The sequence below is a fragment of the Serratia sp. 25CWL12 genome (assembly GCF_055790885.1).
This window is the reverse complement of the sequence record NZ_CM147698.1, coordinates 3,260,581-3,279,647: the sequence shown is the minus strand read 5'-3', so window position 1 is coordinate 3,279,647 and position 19,067 is coordinate 3,260,581. Positions and strand designations below refer to the sequence as shown.

Annotated in this window: 13 protein-coding genes, 2 tRNA genes, 1 rRNA gene and 2 pseudogenes; 9 read left to right on the top strand and 9 right to left on the bottom strand. The window is 47.3% G+C overall.

What is annotated here, in order from left to right; genetic code table 11:
• Positions 1–95 precede the first annotated feature (95 nt).
• The 3 genes from rrf to ACX9GV_RS14120 all read left to right on the top strand — a co-directional run bounded on the left by rrf (position 96) and on the right by ACX9GV_RS14120 (position 1,808).
• A 5S ribosomal RNA gene (gene rrf / locus ACX9GV_RS14130) occupies positions 96–211 on the top strand.
• Positions 212–314: 103 nt separating this feature from the next.
• Positions 315–391 (top strand) — tRNA-Asp (locus ACX9GV_RS14125).
• A 622-nt stretch (positions 392–1,013) separates the two neighbouring features.
• Positions 1,014–1,808 (top strand): endonuclease/exonuclease/phosphatase family protein, encoded by a 795-nt coding sequence (locus tag ACX9GV_RS14120; protein WP_023491257.1) that lies wholly within the window; start codon positions 1,014–1,016, stop codon positions 1,806–1,808.
• A 54-nt stretch (positions 1,809–1,862) separates the two neighbouring features.
• Here ACX9GV_RS14120 and mltD read toward each other — a convergent pair whose 3' ends face one another.
• The gene (gene mltD / locus ACX9GV_RS14115; RefSeq protein WP_473195951.1) at positions 1,863–3,224 is read right to left on the bottom strand and encodes a murein transglycosylase D; all 1,362 of its coding nucleotides are present in this window, start codon (positions 3,222–3,224) and stop codon (positions 1,863–1,865) included.
• 71 nt (positions 3,225–3,295) lie between these two features.
• On the bottom strand, positions 3,296–4,051 hold the full coding sequence (gloB, locus tag ACX9GV_RS14110; protein ID WP_473195950.1) for a hydroxyacylglutathione hydrolase: 756 nt from the start codon (positions 4,049–4,051) through the stop codon (positions 3,296–3,298).
• A gap of 42 nt (positions 4,052–4,093) precedes the next feature.
• On the opposite strand from gloB, the gene ACX9GV_RS14105 reads away from it, so the two are divergent.
• Complete coding sequence (locus ACX9GV_RS14105; RefSeq protein ID WP_023491261.1) at positions 4,094–4,813, top strand: class I SAM-dependent methyltransferase; 720 nt, start codon at positions 4,094–4,096, stop codon at positions 4,811–4,813.
• Here ACX9GV_RS14105 and rnhA read toward each other — a convergent pair.
• A complete protein-coding gene (gene rnhA / locus ACX9GV_RS14100; protein WP_473195949.1) occupies positions 4,810–5,277 on the bottom strand; it encodes a ribonuclease HI in 468 nt (155 codons plus the stop codon). The genes ACX9GV_RS14105 and rnhA overlap by 4 nt on opposite strands.
• Positions 5,278–5,349: 72 nt before the next feature.
• On the opposite strand from rnhA, the gene dnaQ reads away from it, so the two are divergent.
• Both dnaQ and ACX9GV_RS14090 read left to right on the top strand, forming a co-directional pair.
• Complete coding sequence (gene dnaQ, locus ACX9GV_RS14095) at positions 5,350–6,093, top strand: DNA polymerase III subunit epsilon (protein WP_023491263.1); 744 nt, start codon at positions 5,350–5,352, stop codon at positions 6,091–6,093.
• Between the two features lie 147 nt (positions 6,094–6,240).
• A tRNA-Asp gene (locus ACX9GV_RS14090) sits at positions 6,241–6,317 on the top strand.
• Positions 6,318–6,568: 251 nt separating this feature from the next.
• Here ACX9GV_RS14090 and ACX9GV_RS14085 read toward each other — a convergent pair.
• The 3 genes from ACX9GV_RS14085 to ACX9GV_RS14075 are packed head-to-tail and all read right to left on the bottom strand — an operon-like array spanning position 6,569 to position 10,613.
• Positions 6,569–8,683, bottom strand: coding sequence for a DUF4034 domain-containing protein (locus ACX9GV_RS14085; RefSeq protein WP_473195948.1), 2,115 nt, complete (start codon positions 8,681–8,683; stop codon positions 6,569–6,571).
• Positions 8,684–8,694: 11 nt separating this feature from the next.
• Positions 8,695–9,414, bottom strand: coding sequence for a DUF1266 domain-containing protein (locus tag ACX9GV_RS14080; protein WP_473195947.1), 720 nt, complete (start codon positions 9,412–9,414; stop codon positions 8,695–8,697).
• Complete coding sequence (locus ACX9GV_RS14075) at positions 9,411–10,613, bottom strand: cytoplasmic protein (protein WP_473195946.1); 1,203 nt, start codon at positions 10,611–10,613, stop codon at positions 9,411–9,413. The genes ACX9GV_RS14080 and ACX9GV_RS14075 overlap by 4 nt, the downstream gene beginning before the upstream one ends.
• Before the next feature lie 370 nt (positions 10,614–10,983).
• On the opposite strand from ACX9GV_RS14075, the pseudogene ACX9GV_RS14070 reads away from it, so the two are divergent.
• Positions 10,984–11,355: pseudogene (locus tag ACX9GV_RS14070) on the top strand (autotransporter outer membrane beta-barrel domain-containing protein); the annotation flags it as partial.
• Positions 11,356–11,431: 76 nt separating this feature from the next.
• Here ACX9GV_RS14070 and melB read toward each other — a convergent pair.
• Together melB and melA are read right to left on the bottom strand one after the other, a co-directional pair.
• Positions 11,432–12,841 carry a melibiose:sodium transporter MelB gene (gene melB / locus ACX9GV_RS14065; protein WP_473195945.1) on the bottom strand — a complete coding sequence of 470 codons (1,410 nt, stop codon included), beginning with the start codon at positions 12,839–12,841 and terminating at the stop codon, positions 11,432–11,434.
• 88 nt (positions 12,842–12,929) lie between these two features.
• Complete coding sequence (gene melA / locus ACX9GV_RS14060; protein WP_473195944.1) at positions 12,930–14,279, bottom strand: alpha-galactosidase; 1,350 nt, start codon at positions 14,277–14,279, stop codon at positions 12,930–12,932.
• A 266-nt stretch (positions 14,280–14,545) separates the two neighbouring features.
• On the opposite strand from melA, the gene melR reads away from it, so the two are divergent.
• Complete coding sequence (melR, locus tag ACX9GV_RS14055) at positions 14,546–15,478, top strand: transcriptional regulator MelR (protein ID WP_473195943.1); 933 nt, start codon at positions 14,546–14,548, stop codon at positions 15,476–15,478.
• 100 nt (positions 15,479–15,578) lie between these two features.
• Here the strand turns inward: melR and fadE are convergent.
• Positions 15,579–18,025, bottom strand: a pseudogene (fadE, locus tag ACX9GV_RS14050) (acyl-CoA dehydrogenase FadE).
• 397 nt (positions 18,026–18,422) lie between these two features.
• On the opposite strand from fadE, the gene lpcA reads away from it, so the two are divergent.
• On the top strand, positions 18,423–19,004 hold the full coding sequence (gene lpcA / locus ACX9GV_RS14045; RefSeq protein WP_023491523.1) for a D-sedoheptulose 7-phosphate isomerase: 582 nt from the start codon (positions 18,423–18,425) through the stop codon (positions 19,002–19,004).
• Positions 19,005–19,067 lie beyond the last annotated feature (63 nt).

The window sequence follows — 19,067 nt, the reverse complement described above, 5'->3', positions numbered from 1 at the left end:
TACAGATTGAAGATGAGAGCAACAAAGATTTTGAGGTATATAGGGGCAAGGTGGATTAACTGAAACCTGTTTCCTGTGACCTGAAACCTGATTTGCCTGGCGGCCTTAGCGCGGTGGTCCCACCTGATCCCATGCCGAACTCAGAAGTGAAACGCCGTAGCGCCGATGGTAGTGTGGGGTCTCCCCATGTGAGAGTAGGACACTGCCAGGCATCCAAATAACGTTATCAGGGTGACATCTGATAATGAGCAAGACTGTAAAATTGCAGTTTTGCCTGCATCAAGCGATAAGCGATGCAACGTGAAAGAATCGGTGGAGCGGTAGTTCAGTTGGTTAGAATACCTGCCTGTCACGCAGGGGGTCGCGGGTTCGAGCCCCGTCCGTTCCGCCACTTAATTGATAAGCCCTGAGTCTCTGACTCAGGGCTTTTTCATATTCAAATTACTCACTGCCTTAACTTGTTGTTCCTTCAGTATTACCGACGCTTATTAGCCTGTACTAGTGAGCGATTTTTCGATGCAGTGAGATGATCTCACGACCCATTTTCAGTAGCATAATCCCATTCATCAGGTGTTCTTGTGCGTGTTACCATCACCGATATACCGGGATTTTACCGCTATCTTCGTCCATTTCGATTGAAATTTTGACAATATGGTTTGCTGAATTCACTGTTCCTTGATCACTTTAGTGATAGGGGGCTGATTTTCACATCATCAATTGTTTGAGCCAATATGCTTTATTCATTGCAATCAGCCTGTCTTTTCCTAATAACAAAGAGCGGGATAATCCCTAAAAGTCAGTACTGGCAGCAGGTATAGGCGTATACTGTACCTATACCCAAGCGTATTCGCACTCTAGGTTGGTTACAACGGCATGAGGAGTCAGAATCCTGGTCAATAATGGCTGAGGCAAGCGAGAGTCATCAAGACCTCTTGTAGCTTCAACGGCGGCGGGTATATTGCGGATAGCAATGCCGCTATCAGTTTAACCCGAATGGAAAATAGGCGAACAACGTGCCGAAAAGAACCTATGCAATGAGGTATGTTGCAGGGCAACCAGCCGAGCGAATTTTCCCTGGTGCCATTAATCAGCCGTTACCACTTGGTGCTGCATTGCCAGCGACGGATGTATTACGCGTGATGGTATGGAATATCTTCAAGCAACAGCGGTCAGATTGGCTTTCGGTACTGAAGGGCTTTGGTAAAGAAGCGCAATTGGTATTACTACAAGAGGCACAGACAACGCCGGAACTGGTTAATTTTGCCACCTCTAATTATCTGGCGACTGATCAGGTCCCTGCTTTCGTGTTACCGCAACATCCTTCTGGTGTGATGACACTGGCCGCAGCACACCCCGTCTATTGCTGTCCATTGCGTGAACGTGAGCCACTATTGCGTCTGGCTAAGTCGGCATTGATCACGGTTTATCCACTTTATAATGATCAATTACTGATGGTGGTGAATATTCATGCTGTGAACTTTAGTCTTGGTGTTGAAGTTTACAGTAAGCAGTTAGCCTCACTAGGGGAACAGATTGCTTATCATCAAGGCCCGGTGATTCTGGCAGGGGACTTCAATGCCTGGAGTCGTAAGCGTATTAATGCCTTATATCAGTTTGCTGGGGATATGGCATTGCGTGAGGTGAGTTTTACCCACGATCATCGGAGTAAGGCATTTGGCCGCCCCCTGGACTTTATCTTCTACCGTAATCTGCGGGTGGCTGACGCCTCGGTGTTGGTGACACAAGCCTCAGATCACAATCCGTTACTGGTAGAGTTCCGTCCCGAGTTGCACAAGTCACAGTGGTAACCCAATAGAAATAAAAAAAGCATCTCGAAAGATGCTTTTTTGGGGACTGAAAATTTAAGTCTCTGGTGAGCTATTATTGTTTACAAACAAGGTCAACTTAAGCCCTGGCTGTAGACTGTTATTTTTGCTGAGCGCTGAGTTCCAACGCTTTACGTCACTAATATCAACACCATGACGACGCGCTATACTGTCAAGGGAGTCACCTTTACGGACTTGATAGGTGATACTGCTGCTATTGTTGGTGACCTTCAATGTTTGTCCAACTTTTAGCGAGCTCTTGTCCGTCAAGTTGTTCCAAGTCTGTAAATCACGGGTTTGCACATACAGACGTTTGGCAATAGCCGCTAATGTATCACCTGGACGAACCTTGTACACATCACTGCCTGACAAACCAGCGTTATTCGTCGACTGACGACTTGGCGATATCGCAGCGACCTGCCCATCAGATAGCGAATCTTTCAACTGAGCCGCATTCTTTTGGGGGACCATAATGTAATGAGGTCCATTAGGTGCGGTGACACCTTTTTTGTAGCCTGGATTGTAAGCTTTCATCTTGGTAAGCGAAAGCCCGGCCATCTCAGCTGCCTGAGTGAGCTGAATCTGTTGCCCGACATCAATACGCGCCAATGCACGGGTTTCGTCAGGTTTTGGTAATTTGACACCGTACTTTTGGTTGTGCTTGATGATCTCGCTGAGTGCCAGCATTTTCGGCACATAGATTAACGTTTCACGTGGAAGCGACAATGACCAGAAATCAGTGGGCTTACCTTGGCGTTTGTTCGCCTTAACGGCTTGCATTACACGACCTTCACCACTGTTGTAAGCGGCAATGGTCAGTAACCAGTCCCCGTCAAACAGGCGGTTCAGCCGTTCCAGCATATCAAGCGCAGCGGTTGTTGAGGCTACAACATCACGGCGTTCGTCATACCACTGATTGTTTTTCAAACCATAGTGGCGACCTGTTTTAGGCACAATCTGCCATAACCCCGCAGCATTGGCATGCGACGTGGCGTGAGGGTCAAAAGCGCTCTCCACTATGGGTAGCAGTACCAGTTCCATCGGCATATTACGTTTCTTAATCTGCTCGACTATCAAGTACATGTACGGCTCTGCCCGTAATGTTACATCGTGGAGATAGCTCTTATGTTTTAAATATTTACTCTTTTGTTCACGGATCCGGGAATTTTCCGGAACCTCCATCTTCAGCTCGTCGCTAATGAAGTTCCACAGGTCCTGTTGCGCGGCGCTATTGCTACCTAGCCACTGCGCTGAGCTTGCTGTGTACTTTCCTGCTTCACTTTCTTGACCTGCCGAAGACAGACTCTGTGCATGCTGTTTTGGGGCCAGCGTATCCTGCTTGGATGACTGGCAACCTACTAGCAAGACTGAGGCGAGAATTATCGCTTTAGTCTTCATATGTATGTCAATTTAGTTGCTCAAAAGACGAACAATGATACGTTACTTTACTAAAAAACGCAACTAAAAGGTTAGAAGGCATCCTTGCGCAGGCGTAATTCGGAAAAAACTTCATGAAGATGCGCTGGGGGTGAATCAAAGCCTATTTCTTTTTGTAAATCAGTGTCATGGCAACGTAAGAATAGATTTATTTTACGTTCTAATTGCAACGTTGTGGGCACGCTGGGTTCTCCTTTTACCCGTAATATCTCAACTTGCTCCTGATATGTTCTAATTTGATCATCTTGTGGCAAAATCTTACTGGCAAACTTAAGATTTGAGAGTGTATATTCGTGTGCGCAACAAATTAAGGTTTCATCAGGGAGTTGCGCGAGTCGTTGAAATGAATCATACATTTGCTCGGCTGTCCCTTCAGAAAGCCGTCCGCAACCGGCAGAGAAAATAGTATCCCCACAGAATAGGTAAGGGGAGCTGTAGAAAGCAATGTGTTCCAAGGTGTGTCCAGGAACCGCGATCACAGTAAATCGGCGCCCACCAATATTGAGAATATCCCCCGCACTGAGCAGATGATTAGCCCCTTTGTTGGCGGTTTCATGTGGACCATAGACAGCCAAACCGGGATAGCGTGAGATAATATCTGGCACGCCGGCGACATGATCGCGATGGTGATGGGTCAATAATATTGCATCTGGGGTTAGGTTCAGATCGGAGAGCGCCTCAAGAACCGGATTAGCCTCACCAGGATCGACGATAACGCAATGTCTTTGTGAGTCGCACAATAACCAAATGTAATTGTCCTGAAAAGCAGGAATGCTGATAAGATTCATTGAGACCTCTCGTTGGCAATGGCTGAAGGAAGATAATAAAACATGAAACCAGCCCATACTCTACAAAAGCTCACCAGCCCACAGACCTGGGCAGCGCTACCATGGGGGGAATACTATCGTGAGGCTCTAGAGCAGCAGTTGCAACCCTGGTGGTCAAAACTGTTTGGTTTTCATTTGTTGAAAATTGGTAACCTTAGTACCGAGTTAGATACCGAAAAGTGTGTTATCTCGCATCAGGTTAATGTGGGGTTGTCAGGCAATAACCTGCATGTGCTGGCAGATCCATACCAGTTACCCTTTGCCACGAAGGCAGTAGATGCCTGTTTGTTGGCTCATACTCTTTCCTATGCTGATGATCCACACCGCCTGTTACGTGAGGTTGACCGCGTGTTGATTGATGACGGTTGGCTGCTGATAAGTAGTTTTAACCCCTTCAGTGTACTCGGTATGGGCAAGTTGATCCCGGGAGTACGTCAGCGCCAGCCTTATGTCAGCCGCATGTTTACCCAAATGCGTTTGCTGGATTGGCTTAGTTTATTGAATTACGAAGTGTTGGAGCAGATGCGCTTTCATGTCGTACCTTGGCAGCGTAAAGGCGGGACTTTTTTGAGTACACATTTACCTGCCTTGGGTTGCATCAGCCTCATTGTGGCACGCAAGAGGACGCGGCCATTAACCCCAACGCTGCTGAAAATGGGGGTCAGGAACCCCTCTCTTAGTCGCGCAGTGGGCGCGACCAAGAGTTATCGTAAGTTGCCTTAAGTGTCGGGCTGATAACCCGTATCATCTTGAGTCGGGTTACCGGCTGCATCACGCGCCAGTTGGTCACAACGTTCGTTTTCCGGATGCCCGGCATGCCCTTTGACCCATTGCCAGTGAATGGTATGACGAGTAATTGCCAAGTCTAAACGTTGCCAGAGATCGATATTTTTTACCGGTTTTTTATCGCTGGTTTTCCAGCCACGTTTTTTCCAGTTATGGATCCAGCTAGTGATCCCTTGGCGTACATATTGGCTATCAGTGCTTAAAACCACTTCGCAAGGGGAAGTGAGCGCTTCTAGCGCCACAATGGCCGCCATCAACTCCATACGATTATTGGTCGTCAGGTGATAACCAGCACTGAACGTTTTCTCATGTTGTTTATAACGCAATATTGCACCATAACCACCGGGGCCCGGGTTACCGAGACAGGAACCGTCGGTGAAAATTTCTACCTGTTTGAGCATCTCTGGTAGACTCTTCCTATTAGTTTTATAAAAGCACAGTCTGACATAAACGAGCGCTATGAGCACTGCAATATGATCTCTACATCATCAACCAGACAAATCGTTCTTGATACCGAAACCACCGGTATGAACAAACTAGGGGTTCACTACGAAGGCCACCGTATCATTGAGATTGGTGCTGTTGAAGTGATTAACCGCCGCCTGACCGGCCGCCACTACCATGTTTACGTGAAACCAGACCGGTTAGTGGATCCTGAAGCTTATATGGTTCATGGCATCAGTGATGAGTTTTTGGCCGACAAACCGACTTTTGATCAGATCGCTGAAGAGTTTGTCGATTTTATTCGTGGCGGTGAGTTGGTTATCCATAATGCGTCGTTCGATATCGGCTTTATGGATCACGAATTCCGCATGTTACAGCGAGATATGCCGAAAACGGAAACATTCTGTACTATCACTGATAGCTTGTTGATGGCACGCCGCCTGTTTCCCGGCAAACGTAACAACCTTGATGCCTTATGCAGCCGTTATGAGATAGATAACAGTAAACGAATGCTACACGGGGCATTGCTCGATGCCGAGATCCTGGCGGAAGTCTATCTGGCAATGACGGGCGGTCAGACCTCGATGGCATTTCAGATGGAGGGGGATAGCCAGCAGATAGAGACCGCACAGGACATCCAACGTGTAACACGTCCGACGACGGCAATGAAAGTCATTTATGCCAGCGCTGAAGAAATTGCAGACCATGAGGCACGTCTGGACTTGGTGGCCAAGAAGGGGGGCAGTTGTCTGTGGCGGACAAAAGCTGAATAGTTGTTTTTTCAGTGAGAGAAATATCACCTTGGCCGCGTATCGTTGAAAAACTGTTCAACCGACTCTTTCTATAGGAAAAAATATTGACGGAGTCGAGCGTGGACCGTAATATTCGCTCATTCCCCACGGTATAGGGGAATGAAATGCGGAGCGGTAGTTCAGTTGGTTAGAATACCTGCCTGTCACGCAGGGGGTCGCGGGTTCGAGTCCCGTCCGTTCCGCCAAATCACCCCCCCAAGCTTATTGTGTATTTACTACAGAAAATGGTAAAAACGCAGTGCAAAATGCTTTCAAACTCGTCCCTTAAATCCACTATCCCACTACATAATATCTGTTAAATCCACAATGCCCATTAAATCCACAATGCCCATTAAATCCACAATGCCTGATTGATAAACTGCGCGTTTTTTATCACTTAGGGCCAGAGTGGATTTAGTGTAATGGCTTGGCTAATGGTGCATTTGATAATAAAAAGCTACACCATTGAGTTTACTTGGCCAGGTAACTCGGTATCAGAAATGCGGGTTGCCAGCCAGGCAAACCGATATCGTTTCCACCTACTACTGGCATGCAGTGGATAGAGGCAATCCTCTACCACCTCACTGTCGGGAAATAGCCTACGGGCGAAGTAAGCCCAACGTACACTTTTCTTCATGCTATAGAGCTTGTTGTCTAACTTATTGCCATACAGCCGAGAGAGGCTCACCATCGCTTCCAGGGTCCCTTTTTCAGCTTCTTCATGCAGTAAATCAAGGTGGGAATGAGCTAGCTCTAAATTTTTAACTTCAAAGATATTCAGTAAAAAGAGTCCCCAAGCGGTTTGGTGACCGAAGAGATGAGCTTGGTAAAGATTATCGAGCAGATCTTTTTCATAACCATCGCGTAAAGTCAGGTCCGTTTCTGTTTGGCTTAATTTTTGGCAAGAAACAGCCATGCTGAAGTGTATATCTCGCAGGTCATCTTCATATTCAGTATATCCGCCGTTGCTAATCAATGGATAAGCGATATTGTCTCGACGGGCGATTTGTTCATGTAAGAGATTTGCTGTACGTTGATTGTAGTTTAGTGCGGTAATCGGTTGGTACGGGAGTAGGGTAGTATCATCAGAATCGCCGTACTCCAGCGCTAACCATCTAAATGCGCCGGGGATATTCCGTCGGGCACCAAGTTCTGCCAATGAGATGCAATGCTCATGGAGATCCAGCCAACCTAAGGACCTAATAGTCCACGCCCAATCTGGACTGGCGTTGATGCTGTTAACACTGCCTTTGCCCAACCAGCTTTTGGCCATTTCTTCATTTTTTTCAAAGCCGAACAATCCTGCAAATTGGAAATAACCACGATAAATTTCCACTCGAGGAAAAACCGTTTGCTGTGAGTTTTGGCAAATAAAATTGTAAATCCAGTGGGTATTAGGGAAATCTCGTTGTGCAAATGCCAATGCTCGATAAGTGAAGTAGTGGCTTAACTTCATTTCTTCCATCACCGCGAGCTGAATGGTGTGCCAGAGTGCATCGTCATCCTTTAAGTCGTCATAACAGGTTAGCAACCATCCAATGGCATTATGGCGATCTTCCTGGTTACGTCCATGTAGTGCGATGGCTTTAGCTCTAGCGATGGTTTGCTCTTGCTCTGTCGGAGAGTCAATTTCTGCGATACGTAAGTCGCGATACTCGTCCCACCAGATAAACAACTCAAGATGCTCACACTCTTGTTTTGAAAGTCTGTATCGCAGAGAGTCTATTAATTTGCGGATTTCCTCATGTGTCCCCCTCCAGCGTGGCATACGGAATGGAATGTATTCAGTGAGTGGGTAAAATGCGTTGGGGAAGATATTCAGACAAACGGAGAGCCAGTATTGCTGTCCAGTATTATCGATACCATTGGGTAACTCGGCAGGACGAGGTAGTTGCAGACAGACGGCATTCTCAAAAGATAAGCCAGAATGAGCCATCAGAGCGTCCACTTCTTGTGGTGAAGATTTATGATATTGAGCAAGCCCCTTCATCAAGCGTTGCCCAGTCATTTCTTTACCCTGTAAAAATGCCACGAGCCATTTGGGTTGGCCGAAAACTTCTGAGTTTGTCGCGGTAAGAGAAGCCGCCATCCACTGTCGAGGATCGCAGTTAATGGCATTGAGGGCGGCGATCACCATTTGCTCATTGCATGCCGACGTACAAAGCCACATCGCGTGAGTCGTCTCTTTTGCCCAGCCGTAACTGCGATACAGCCAGGCATAGTGATTCCAGTACTGTGCTTCAGCAAGCCAGGCATGCGAGGAATGGGGACAGGCGAGTTGCCAGTTTTTAATCAATGCCAAGCCGCTAGGGCCAGCGTTGATCAGCGTGTCCATATCGTAGAAAGGATTACACATCTGCGTCCAGGCTTGGAAATAACGTTTTTCAGCCTGACGATGAGTAAAACTTTCAACCAATGCTTGTGTATAGAGTTCGTCGAGTTCTTCATAGCGGCCATCGGCAAGATAACTTGCGATATCTGCAATAATCCATTGTCGTTCTGCGGTGTTTGGCTCCACTTTATGATGACACATGTGCAGCATGGCCTGCTCTAATTGGTTGCCCTGTTCCATCTTTTATCCTGTTAATTTGGCTCAAATATTTTGAATTCATTCCATGGCATTTTTCGCCAGTTACCTGTTAGGTCTTGCAGATATTGAGTGGCTTCATGCAGGTCTCGTCCCGCAATGGCCGGTGGTGTGTTATGCAATGTTAGCCACACCTGACGGGCATCTACATAGGCAGTGGCATAGTCTTGCCAACTGGTGAAGCAATCCTGGGCACGTTGTGCATTCAGGAAAAGGACCAACCAAGCCAGGTTGTTATCACACCAACCAAGTCCAGCGACGCAGCGGGTCAGAAACGCGGTGCGCATACAATCAAACGCTAAAGCATTGCGGACTTGCCCTTGAAAGGCCAGTTGTTGGTAAAAATTACTCGGTGAATTACCGATTCCCCTCGGCCAATGGCGTAAGATATTTTCGACTGCTTGTTGCAATGCATCACCAGTGAGATTTTCAGATAACCCGAGCTCTCTCTTCACCTGTTGCTCTAGGCGTAGGCGTTTGCTGTGATCCAAGTTGAATTTTAGAGAAAGATCCTGCTTTTCAATACCATTACGTAGAGCAAGAATATCTGCCAGCGCGAGAGCCCATTCACGCCGCCGTGTATCGCGGAGTTGTTCCTTTAATCGCTCTTTTTCCTTGTCTTCTGCTATTAGTGCAGCGAGTCGTGGTTTGTTTTTTTTGTAATTATGACGGATGAGGATAACAGCCACTAACAGCGCAATAAATAAAGAGGTCATGATTGCTCCTTTGCTGTTGCCAGATAGCGTGTTGCGTGCAACGTCACGTTTTCGATCTTGAAAGGGGCGCTATCGGTATTCTTCCCGGCAAAGAGAGGATGCCATGGCTGTTTGGGGTATAACATTTCCGCCGCCGTAGCAACGACAGGATCAACGGCTTGCAGGTAGTGTAGTTTGTCGGGGGCGCTGTGTAATAGTAGCCACTGTAATGCGAGAGGGGGTGAAGGGAAGTGTTCCAGTAAGTGGAAGTGATCATGGAGCACGCTGAGCAGAAAATTTTGGCTTTGAATGTTGGTGATAAATTTCCAGCCCTGAGACTCTGCTGTGTCTTCATAGACAATCCCCATCCCCTCACAGTCAGCATGGCGTACAGACTGCGGATTAAGGTGGCATAAGAGGGATAAAATATCAGCAGCATATTTCCTTATCGGCGGGCGATTTTGCTTCCCTTTGATCTGGTCAATAGCCAAACTGCCGTTATCGATCTTCATACTGATTGTGGCATGGGGAATGTTGTTTTCATCACGTAGACTAAAAAGTCGCAGCATGCCCTGTTCAATTTGTTGAGCATAGTAGTCACCATACCCACCAATGAGTGCCGCTTTATCTTCAAACTGTCCGAGACAGTGCTGCATATGCCAAGATTCATAGGCCATTTCACGGCGTAACTTAGCGTTGTTTGCGTCAAACTCAACGATTTCCCCTGTGCTTACTTTGATTATGGGTTTGAGCACCACCGAGCTGGTGGGGTGCCATCCCTGTTGTTGGCGCTGTAGCATCTTTTTATGTTCGGCTTCACGCATTGCTAATGCAGCAAAGCAGTTGATGCGTTGTAATTTTTTCGCCAATTTGCTGTTGATATGACGAGATAGAAACTCAACTAACTCACGTTCTTTATCAATTAATTGAGTGTGTTGAGGATTGAAGTAATAACATGGGGTCTTGCTGGCGATTTGTGAGACCAGCCAGTCAGGAATAGGAGCATCAATACCGAAGTAGGTGAAATAATCTATTTCGGATGAGATCAGTGAAACCCGAGGGAAATCGCTGATACACCAGCGATAGAAATGGTTGGTTAACCAGCGTTGGACTATTTCATCATCGCCACGTTGTTGACTACGCTTCAGAATTTCTATTTTTATCTCTGGTGCGTTGATGATGTTTCTGGGTTTATAGTAATTCTCAGAGGGGCTATCCATGGGCTCACTTACTGCAGCATATTGTTTTATGGGATGTCGCTTTGTGGGATATCGTTTTATGGGATATTTCCCCAGTTTTGGGCCTATCAAAGGGGCCAAAATTAGCAATCTCTTCTGTCGTGAATTGCTATCAATCTAGAATTCGCTCGAAACCTATAACTCGAATTGTTTGGGGCTATTTTAACGGATTTTATGGGTGTTTCCTTTTTATAATCAATAAGATTCCTCTTAATTGCTGGGGGTTTTGATTGTATCTGGTTTGTCGAATCTTTCAATTTTATTAAATATTTGGGATATACCTGTGGTTATTCGAGCTACAGGTTTTCTGTTTATACTCAAAGTAACACGTATTGCTTGTGTTAATCCGTAAACCTGGATGGGGGTGAAAGCTGACGACCATAAAGAGGCTAATGGTACGCTAGTAACGGGGGATGGCAATCTACAGAGCCGTTTGGGCGTGAAAGCCTTTATCAAGGGTTACAGCGACTAAGATAAAGGCAAAGGCCGAATATTCCAATCGCTTGTGGAAGTTAACTGGTTGCATAACAACAAGGATTTTGGCAGCAATATGGATGGCATCAGCGTCAAGCAGGATGGTGCGGCCAATATTGCTGAGCTAAAAGTCGGTGTCGAAGGGCAACTCAATAAACATTTGAATTTGTGGGGTAATGTTGGCCAGCAAGTGGGCAACAAAGGCTACAGTGATACGGCGGTGATGGTAGGCATCAAGTATAACTTCTAAACACCTTCTATTCCTCCCTGCTTAATACCGATAAGCAGGGAGGTTAGATTGCCTTTTCTTTCAATATTACTTTTATTTAAGCCTCGGGCTGCAGGATATGTTTTGTCTCTTCTCTTTGTTCCTCGGGTGATGGGTGATATTTATCCTGCAGATGGGTCTGGATTTTGTGTTGGAAATCCCCATTGAGTTTGTAAAAACGGAAGTAAATAAACAGTGTTATGCAGAAGAACAGTGCAGGAAGCGCAATCATAATCAGTTGCATCCCAATAATGGTCTCAGGGGTTTGAGTGGTATTGGGAACATAGCCTACCACGCTGAGAACCACCCCGATAAAGAAGGCAGATAAAGCAGAGCCCGCCTTTACTACCAGAGTTTGCACTGAATAGGCAATACTCTCGCAGCGCACGTTGAGCTTGTATTCCCCGTAATCGACGGTATCCGCGACCATAATCACCTGCAATACCCAAAATAATCCGACACCGATATTGAATAATACCCCTGCCAGTGAGATCAATAACAGGTTATGACTGCCTACAGCAGCCAGGCCTAATAGCACGCCGCCAGCGAGAATAGGCATGATAGAGGCTCCTGCCCACAGAGTTCGGCGTGAAAGTGTTTTGACCAAACGAGGAAACAGGATCAAGGTGACCAGGTTAGCGGCACCGGCGTAAGACATGTAATAAGGGAACAGAGCGGCATCACCAATCACGTAGGTAAAATAGTAAATAGCAAAGCCGGTAATGACGTTGGAAGCAATATTATAAGATAACGCCATAGCCAGCAGACAGGAGAGTTGATCGTTTTTGTAGATTAACCCGATCATCGATCTCAGGCTGATACGGCTTAACTCTGTGGCTAAATTATCAGATGAATACACTTCTTTGACGTTACGCAGGGTAACAATGGTTGATAGGACGAAGAAAGCGATCAGTACCAGCGTAAACATCTGAAAACCATATCCACGATCAGCACCGCCGACATAATTGACAAAAGGCAGTGTCACTCCAGCCGTCACAAAACCAGCCAGACTGGCGAAAAAACGTGGGTAAGGTACCAACTTTTCACGTTCGCGTTTATCCAGCGTAATTGTGGGTACCAATGACCAGAAAGGGATATCCATCAAGGTATAGGTCATACCCCAGAGAATATAGGTGACGACAACAAATAACAGTTGTGCTTGGCCGGTAAAATGATGGGCACTGAACAGCAAAAAAAGCACAATAGAGTTAGCGATGGTACCGATGAGGATCCAGGGTTTGAATTTGCCCCAGCGGGTGCGGGTATTGCTGACAATCCAGCCCATAATCGGGTCGTTGAGGGCATCCCAGATACGAGCAACCAGGAACAGTGCACCGACGACACTCACCGACAATCCGACCACATCGGTGTAGTAGTACATCAGATACATGTAAACAATACCGATGGCGAAGTCTTTACCGAAAGCGCCAAAACCATAGCTGAGCTTTGTGGCTATTGAAACACTCATAGTATACAGGGTCACTGTTGCCAGCCACCCCCCTGTTATTGTAGTGATAGGGTCGAGCACGGTTGCGCCCGGCAATCGCAATAGGGCATCAGTGCAACCAGCTGGGTAACCAGTCACCGTGTGCGGCGATCAGTTCGTCAACCAGCGCATAAATCTCTTCAATACCGAGTACGGCAGCGGTGTGCGGATCCATCATTGCTGCGTAATAAACATACTCTTTGTTTTCAGTCAGAATGGCTTCGGTCAGTAATGTTTGAACGTTGATGTTGGTCTGCATCAGAGCAGCAAGATGTGAGGGTAACCTACCCACTTTGGTCGGGCGGATCCCATTGGCATCAACCAGGCAGGCCACCTCGACACAGCATCCCTGTGGCAGGTTATCTATCAAGCCATCGTTACGCACGTTGCCATAGATAACATCAGGCTCACCGGTCCATAAGGCATTCATGATGCTGCTGGCGTATTCATTGGATTGCTTGATTTCAATACGATCCGCTGCTTTGTATTCCTCTAATTCTTTTTGCCAGTTCGCCAACTGCTCTACACAACGTTTGGGATATTCGTCTAACGGAACCTGATAACGTTCAATCAGATCATGACGTCCAGGTTTGATAAACCACGGGGTGTATTCGGCAAAATGTTCAGAGGATTCAGTCACAAAATAGCCCAGCTTTTTGAACATTTCATAACGTACAATGTTTCGACAGCGCGGGTTACCATGGATATTTTCTTTGGGTGCCTGCCCCGTGGCATAGGCTTCCAGTAAGTCGGGGTAGATACTGTGATAGTCCCCATTGGCATCTTTTTTCTCTAATTCGAGATAGAAGGCCATATGGTTAATGCCAGCACAACGGTACCTTAACTGGTTAACATCAATATTCAGGTCTCGAGCCAGCTCTTCCGCCGTCCCCTGAACCGAGTGACACAACCCAACCTGTTTAATGTGTGGATAACGGGCAAACATCGCCCAGGTATTCATCGCCATCGGATTAACATAATTGAGCATGGTGGCGTTTGGGCACACTTGCGTCATATCGGCACAAATCTGCCACAGATGGGGAATGGTACGCAGTGCACGCATGATACCGCCAGGGCCCAGAGTATCAGCGATGGTTTGCTCCAGACCGTGGCGTTTACACACGTCAAAGTCCGTGACAGTACAAGGTTCATAACCGCCAATCTGAAATGCAACTACCACAAAATCCGCGGCGTTCAGTGCTGCTTTCTGGTCGGTATGGCACGTGATTCGCCCATGGGCACCTGCTGAATCCATCAATTTACGCACCACAATGTGCGACTCTTCCAGGCGTGTTTCGTCAATATCCATCAGTGCGATATGAGCAGACTTAAACGCTTGGCGATGAAACACATCACCCAGAATGTTTTTAACAAAAATGGTGGAGCCAGCACCAATAAAAGTGATTTTTGGGATCGACATACATTTCTCCAGTAGCCTGTTGAAGTGCAGCCATGGTGACATGGTTTTGAATGGTAGCGCTTCCATGTTCTTGACTGAGCATTCCCATAAACTCAGATCTGATGTGTTAATCTTCTGAATCTGAGTTTATGGGAGAAAAAGAGCAGGAAAGCAGAGAATACGAGGAAGTTAAAATGATTATCTGGCCTGGGATGAGGTGTTGATCTCACCCGTGTTTCCCCTGTTGTGCCATTATTCTGATAATTCGGAACTGGAGGTGCAATGTTATGGATGATACAGCAGTAGCGGTTTTAGTCCCCGATCCCGATATGTGTAGCAGTACGGACCCTAAGACACGCAGCCCTTTGTCGCTCTACTCCGATTACCAACGGATGAATATTGAATTACGTGCCCCACAAGCCATGCCATCCAGCCACTGGCATGGTCAGGTCGAGGTTAATGTCCCTTTTGATGGTGATGTCGAGTATCTGATTAACGACAAAGTCGTGAAGATTAAACAAGGGCACATTGCGTTATTTTGGGCATGTATCCCTCACCAGTTAACGCACTCTGGCATTTGCCAGCACATGGCTATCCTGAATTTACCGATGCATCTGTTTTTATCGTGGCCGCTGGACAGAGAATTGATCAACCATGTGACTCACGGCATGGTATTGGAATCGATTACATCGAATCAGGTCAGTGCGTTTGAAGTGCAACGTTGGCAGACGGATCTCATCAGTGACGATGAGCAAATCCGGCAGTTGGCGGTTGATGAAATAGGGTTGATGCTCAAGCGTTTTAGCCTTTCCGGCTGGCAGTCGATTCTAACCAGTAAAACATCGCGAACCCATAACAATGGCATTTCCAGACATGCACAGTTTTACGTGAGCCAAATGCTGGGATTTATTGCCTCCAATTACGATCGGACTTTAACCATTAACCATGTTGCTGAGCACGTGAAACTTAACTCCAATTATGCGATGGGGATTTTCCAGCACGTAATGCAATTGACCATGAAACAGTACATCACCGCAATGCGTATCAACCATGTCAGAGCATTGTTAAGTGATACCGATAACACCATCCTGGATATCGCACTGACAGCGGGTTTTGGTTCAATGAGTCGTTTCTACAGCACATTCCAGAAGTATGTCGGTATGTCCCCCCAGAAATACAGGAAACAGAGTCAACTACGGCGGGAAAACTTTCTCGTGTGAAGTTAATATCTATCAGGTAAAACGGTTAGCGGACCTGTTCAACGGGTTGAAAAGCAAAGGGCGATAGGAATCGCCCTTTTTAGATCAACGAGTTGAAAAATCACACCCATTCAGTTTGCGGGTGATGCTTTTCTTTCTTCGCCAATTTTTGACTGGCTAACGCATCAGGTGGAAAGTCATCAACGTTAATTGAACGTAGGCGGCTCTGTTCTGCTTTCACCAGGATTTCAGCTTCATCGGCGCTGATTTTCCCTTCCTTCAAGGCCTGTTGTGCCAGGTAATCTAAACGGGTGAAGGGAAGGCTTTCACCCGCCTGTTGGCTCAAACGTTGGTGGATGGGTTCAGCGGCCATCACATCCACCAGTGCCGCTTCTAGCAGACCGGCTGGATTATGCTCAGTGGGTGCCAAATATTGGCCTCGCCCTAAACGGCTGCGGGTCGCCGAAGGTTGCTGAAGGATTTGCGCCAGTTGATGGTCAAGTTTGTCTGAAGGTGCCGCATGTACGCGCCCAAAGGGGAATACCAGCAGACGCATCGCCCCGGCGATAAAGCGCTGTGGGAAATTGCGCAACAAATCATCCAAGGCTTGTTCTGCTTGATAAAGGCAATCTTGCACGCCCCAATGAACCAATGGTAAGTCCTCTTGCTGACGTCCTTCATCCTCAAAACGTTTTAATGTGGCAGAAGCCAGATACATTTGACTGAGTACGTCACCCAAACGGGCAGAGATACGCTCACGACGCTTCAGGCTACCGCCCAACACCCCCATAGAAACATCCGACAGCAAGGCAAGATTGGCACTCAGACGGTTGAGCTGTTGATAGTAACGGCGGGTGACATCCTTTGTCGGGGTAAAACTGCTGCGCCCATTGGTCAGCCCAAGCCACAGGCTACGTATTGTGTTGCTACCTACATGACCGAGGTGACCAAACAGCGCCTTATCGAAGGCAACAAGATCATTATTCTGCGCCGCGGCCATTTCGCTTAATACATAAGGATGGCAGCGAATCGCTCCCTGGCCGAAGATCATCATGGTACGGGTCAGAATATTGGCGCCTTCCACCGTAATGGCGATAGGGGCTCCCTGATAGGCACGAGCCAGAAAATTAGCGCTGCCCAGCATAATCCCTTTGCCAGCAGTAATATCCATGGCATCGATGATGGCGCGTTGACCTCTATGGGTACAGTGATATTTTACAATTGCCGACAGCACCGCGGGTTTCTCACCTTGCACTAAGGCGTAGGTGATTAGCGAGGCTGCAGCGTCCATCACATAAGTATTACCGGCAATGCGGGCCAATGGCTCTTCAATACCTTCCATCTTGCCAATGGAGATTTTGAATTGGCGGCGGATATGTGCATAAGCGCCGGTTGCCAAAGCGATGGATTTCAGGCTGCCAGTAGAATTGGAGGGTAAAGTGATCCCTCGGCCAACAGATAAACATTCAACCAGCATACGCCAGCCCTGGCCGGCCATTTTCGGGCCACCAATAATGTAATCGATAGGAACGAATACCTCTTGCCCACGTGTTGGACCATTCTGGAACGGCACGTTGAGTGGGAAATGGCGGTTACCAATTTCTACCCCAGGGGTGTTAGTCGGGATCAGGGCGCAGGTAATACCTGGGGATTCGTTATCACTCAACAAATGCTCTGGATCATAGAGTTTGAAAGCCAACCCCAATACCGTGGCAATCGGTGCTAGCGTAATGTATCGCTTGTTCCAGGTGAGTCGCATACCAAGAATCTGCTGGCCTTGCCACTCTCCCATGCAGACGGTGCCGATATCTGGAATAGCGCCGGCATCAGAACCTGCCTCTGGGCTGGTGAGCGCAAAACAAGGGATTTCATCGCCACGGGCCAAGTCGGGTAAGTAGTGATTTTTTTGTTCTTCTGTGCCGTAATGTTGCAGTAGTTCACCGGGACCAAGGGAATTAGGCACGCCGACGGTGATCGCCAAAATACCAGAAACCCCCGCCAGCTTTTGTAGCACAAGTGCTTGTGCATAAGCAGAAAAATCCAGGCCGCCATACTCCTTTTTGATGATCATGGCGAAGAATCGATGTTGCTTCAGATAAGCCCACAACTCAGGGGGAGATCCGCCAGTTCGTGAGTGATTTGGAAGTCATTGGCCATGCGGCAGGCTTCTTCTACTGGCCCATCGATAAAAGCTTGTTCTTCTTCGGTCAACTTGGGTTGCGGATAGTGGTGCAGTTTTTTCCAGTCGGGTTTTCCGCGAAACAGTTCCCCTTCCCACCAAGTGGTTCCGGCATTAATCGCCTCTTTTTCGGTGGTGGACATCGGGGGCATGACTTTACGAAAGGCCTGTAACACTGGTGCGGAAAACAACGGGCGGCGTAGCAAGGTGATGTTTAATGGCAGCAAAATAAGTGCCAGTGGCAGCAGCATCCAGTAGCTCCACAAGCCGGTAGCCCCCATCAAGGCGGTATAAGCCAGTAGAATGACACTACTGAGCACCAGGTTGACTTGGCGGTAAAAAACGACACCAATGAGTGCGAGTAAAATAACGATGCTAGCAAACATCATAAGAAGCTCCGAAGTGGCATGTGGTCTGACCTGTTGGTGATATATTGTTTGTAGTACAACCCGCTGTTTTTATCAATCTATTTACACTTCAACTACAATTAGAGTCACAATCTAACCGCACTAACCGTTAAAAATGATTATATCGTTCAGTACCGATAGAGATACCCGCTGCATGGCAATTTGTATTAATTATGTCTCAAGTCATGATTTTGTGGGGTACCCCAAAGGGGCTGAACTTGTGAATAGTTTATTGCACGGGACTTCTCGGATTTTCTGCAATCCGTTACACTGCAAAATGACAAATGAATGATAAGACCCTATCCCGCCAGGTGTCGTTGGTATTGGTCAAAGACTTGATGGGATAGATTCTAAAACAGCACAACAAGAGGCTACCTCGATGTATCACGATTTAATTCGTAGTGAACTGAATGAAGCAGCTGATACTTTGGCAAAATTCGTGAGTGATGATGCCAATATTGCCAGCATTCAGCAGGCGGCAATCATGCTGGCGGATGCTTTTAAAGCGGGTGGTAAGGTGATCTCTTGCGGTAACGGCGGCTCTCATTGTGATGCGATGCATTTTGCCGAAGAGTTGACCGGTCGTTATCGAGAAAACCGCCCGGGCTATCCGGCGATTGCGATCTCTGACGTGAGCCACCTGTCCTGTGTCAGCAACGACTTTGGCTACGATTACGTGTTTTCGCGTTATGTGGAAGCGGTTGGTCGCGAAGGTGATGTGTTGTTGGGGATCTCGACTTCAGGTAACTCCGCCAACGTTATCAAAGCCATTGAGGCCGCTCGTGCTAAAGGGATGAAAGTGATCACCCTGACCGGCAAAGAGGGTGGCAAAATGGCGGGGAGTGCCGATGTGGAAATTCGTGTGCCGCACTTTGGCTATGCTGACCGTATTCAGGAAATTCATATCAAAGCTATCCATATTTTGATGCTGTTGATCGAAAAAGAGATGGTGAAGGCTTAACCGTTCGAGGAAATGTGGCCCCATCACATACAGAGCGTTGGGGTCGGGTTTCCTGATAGCAAG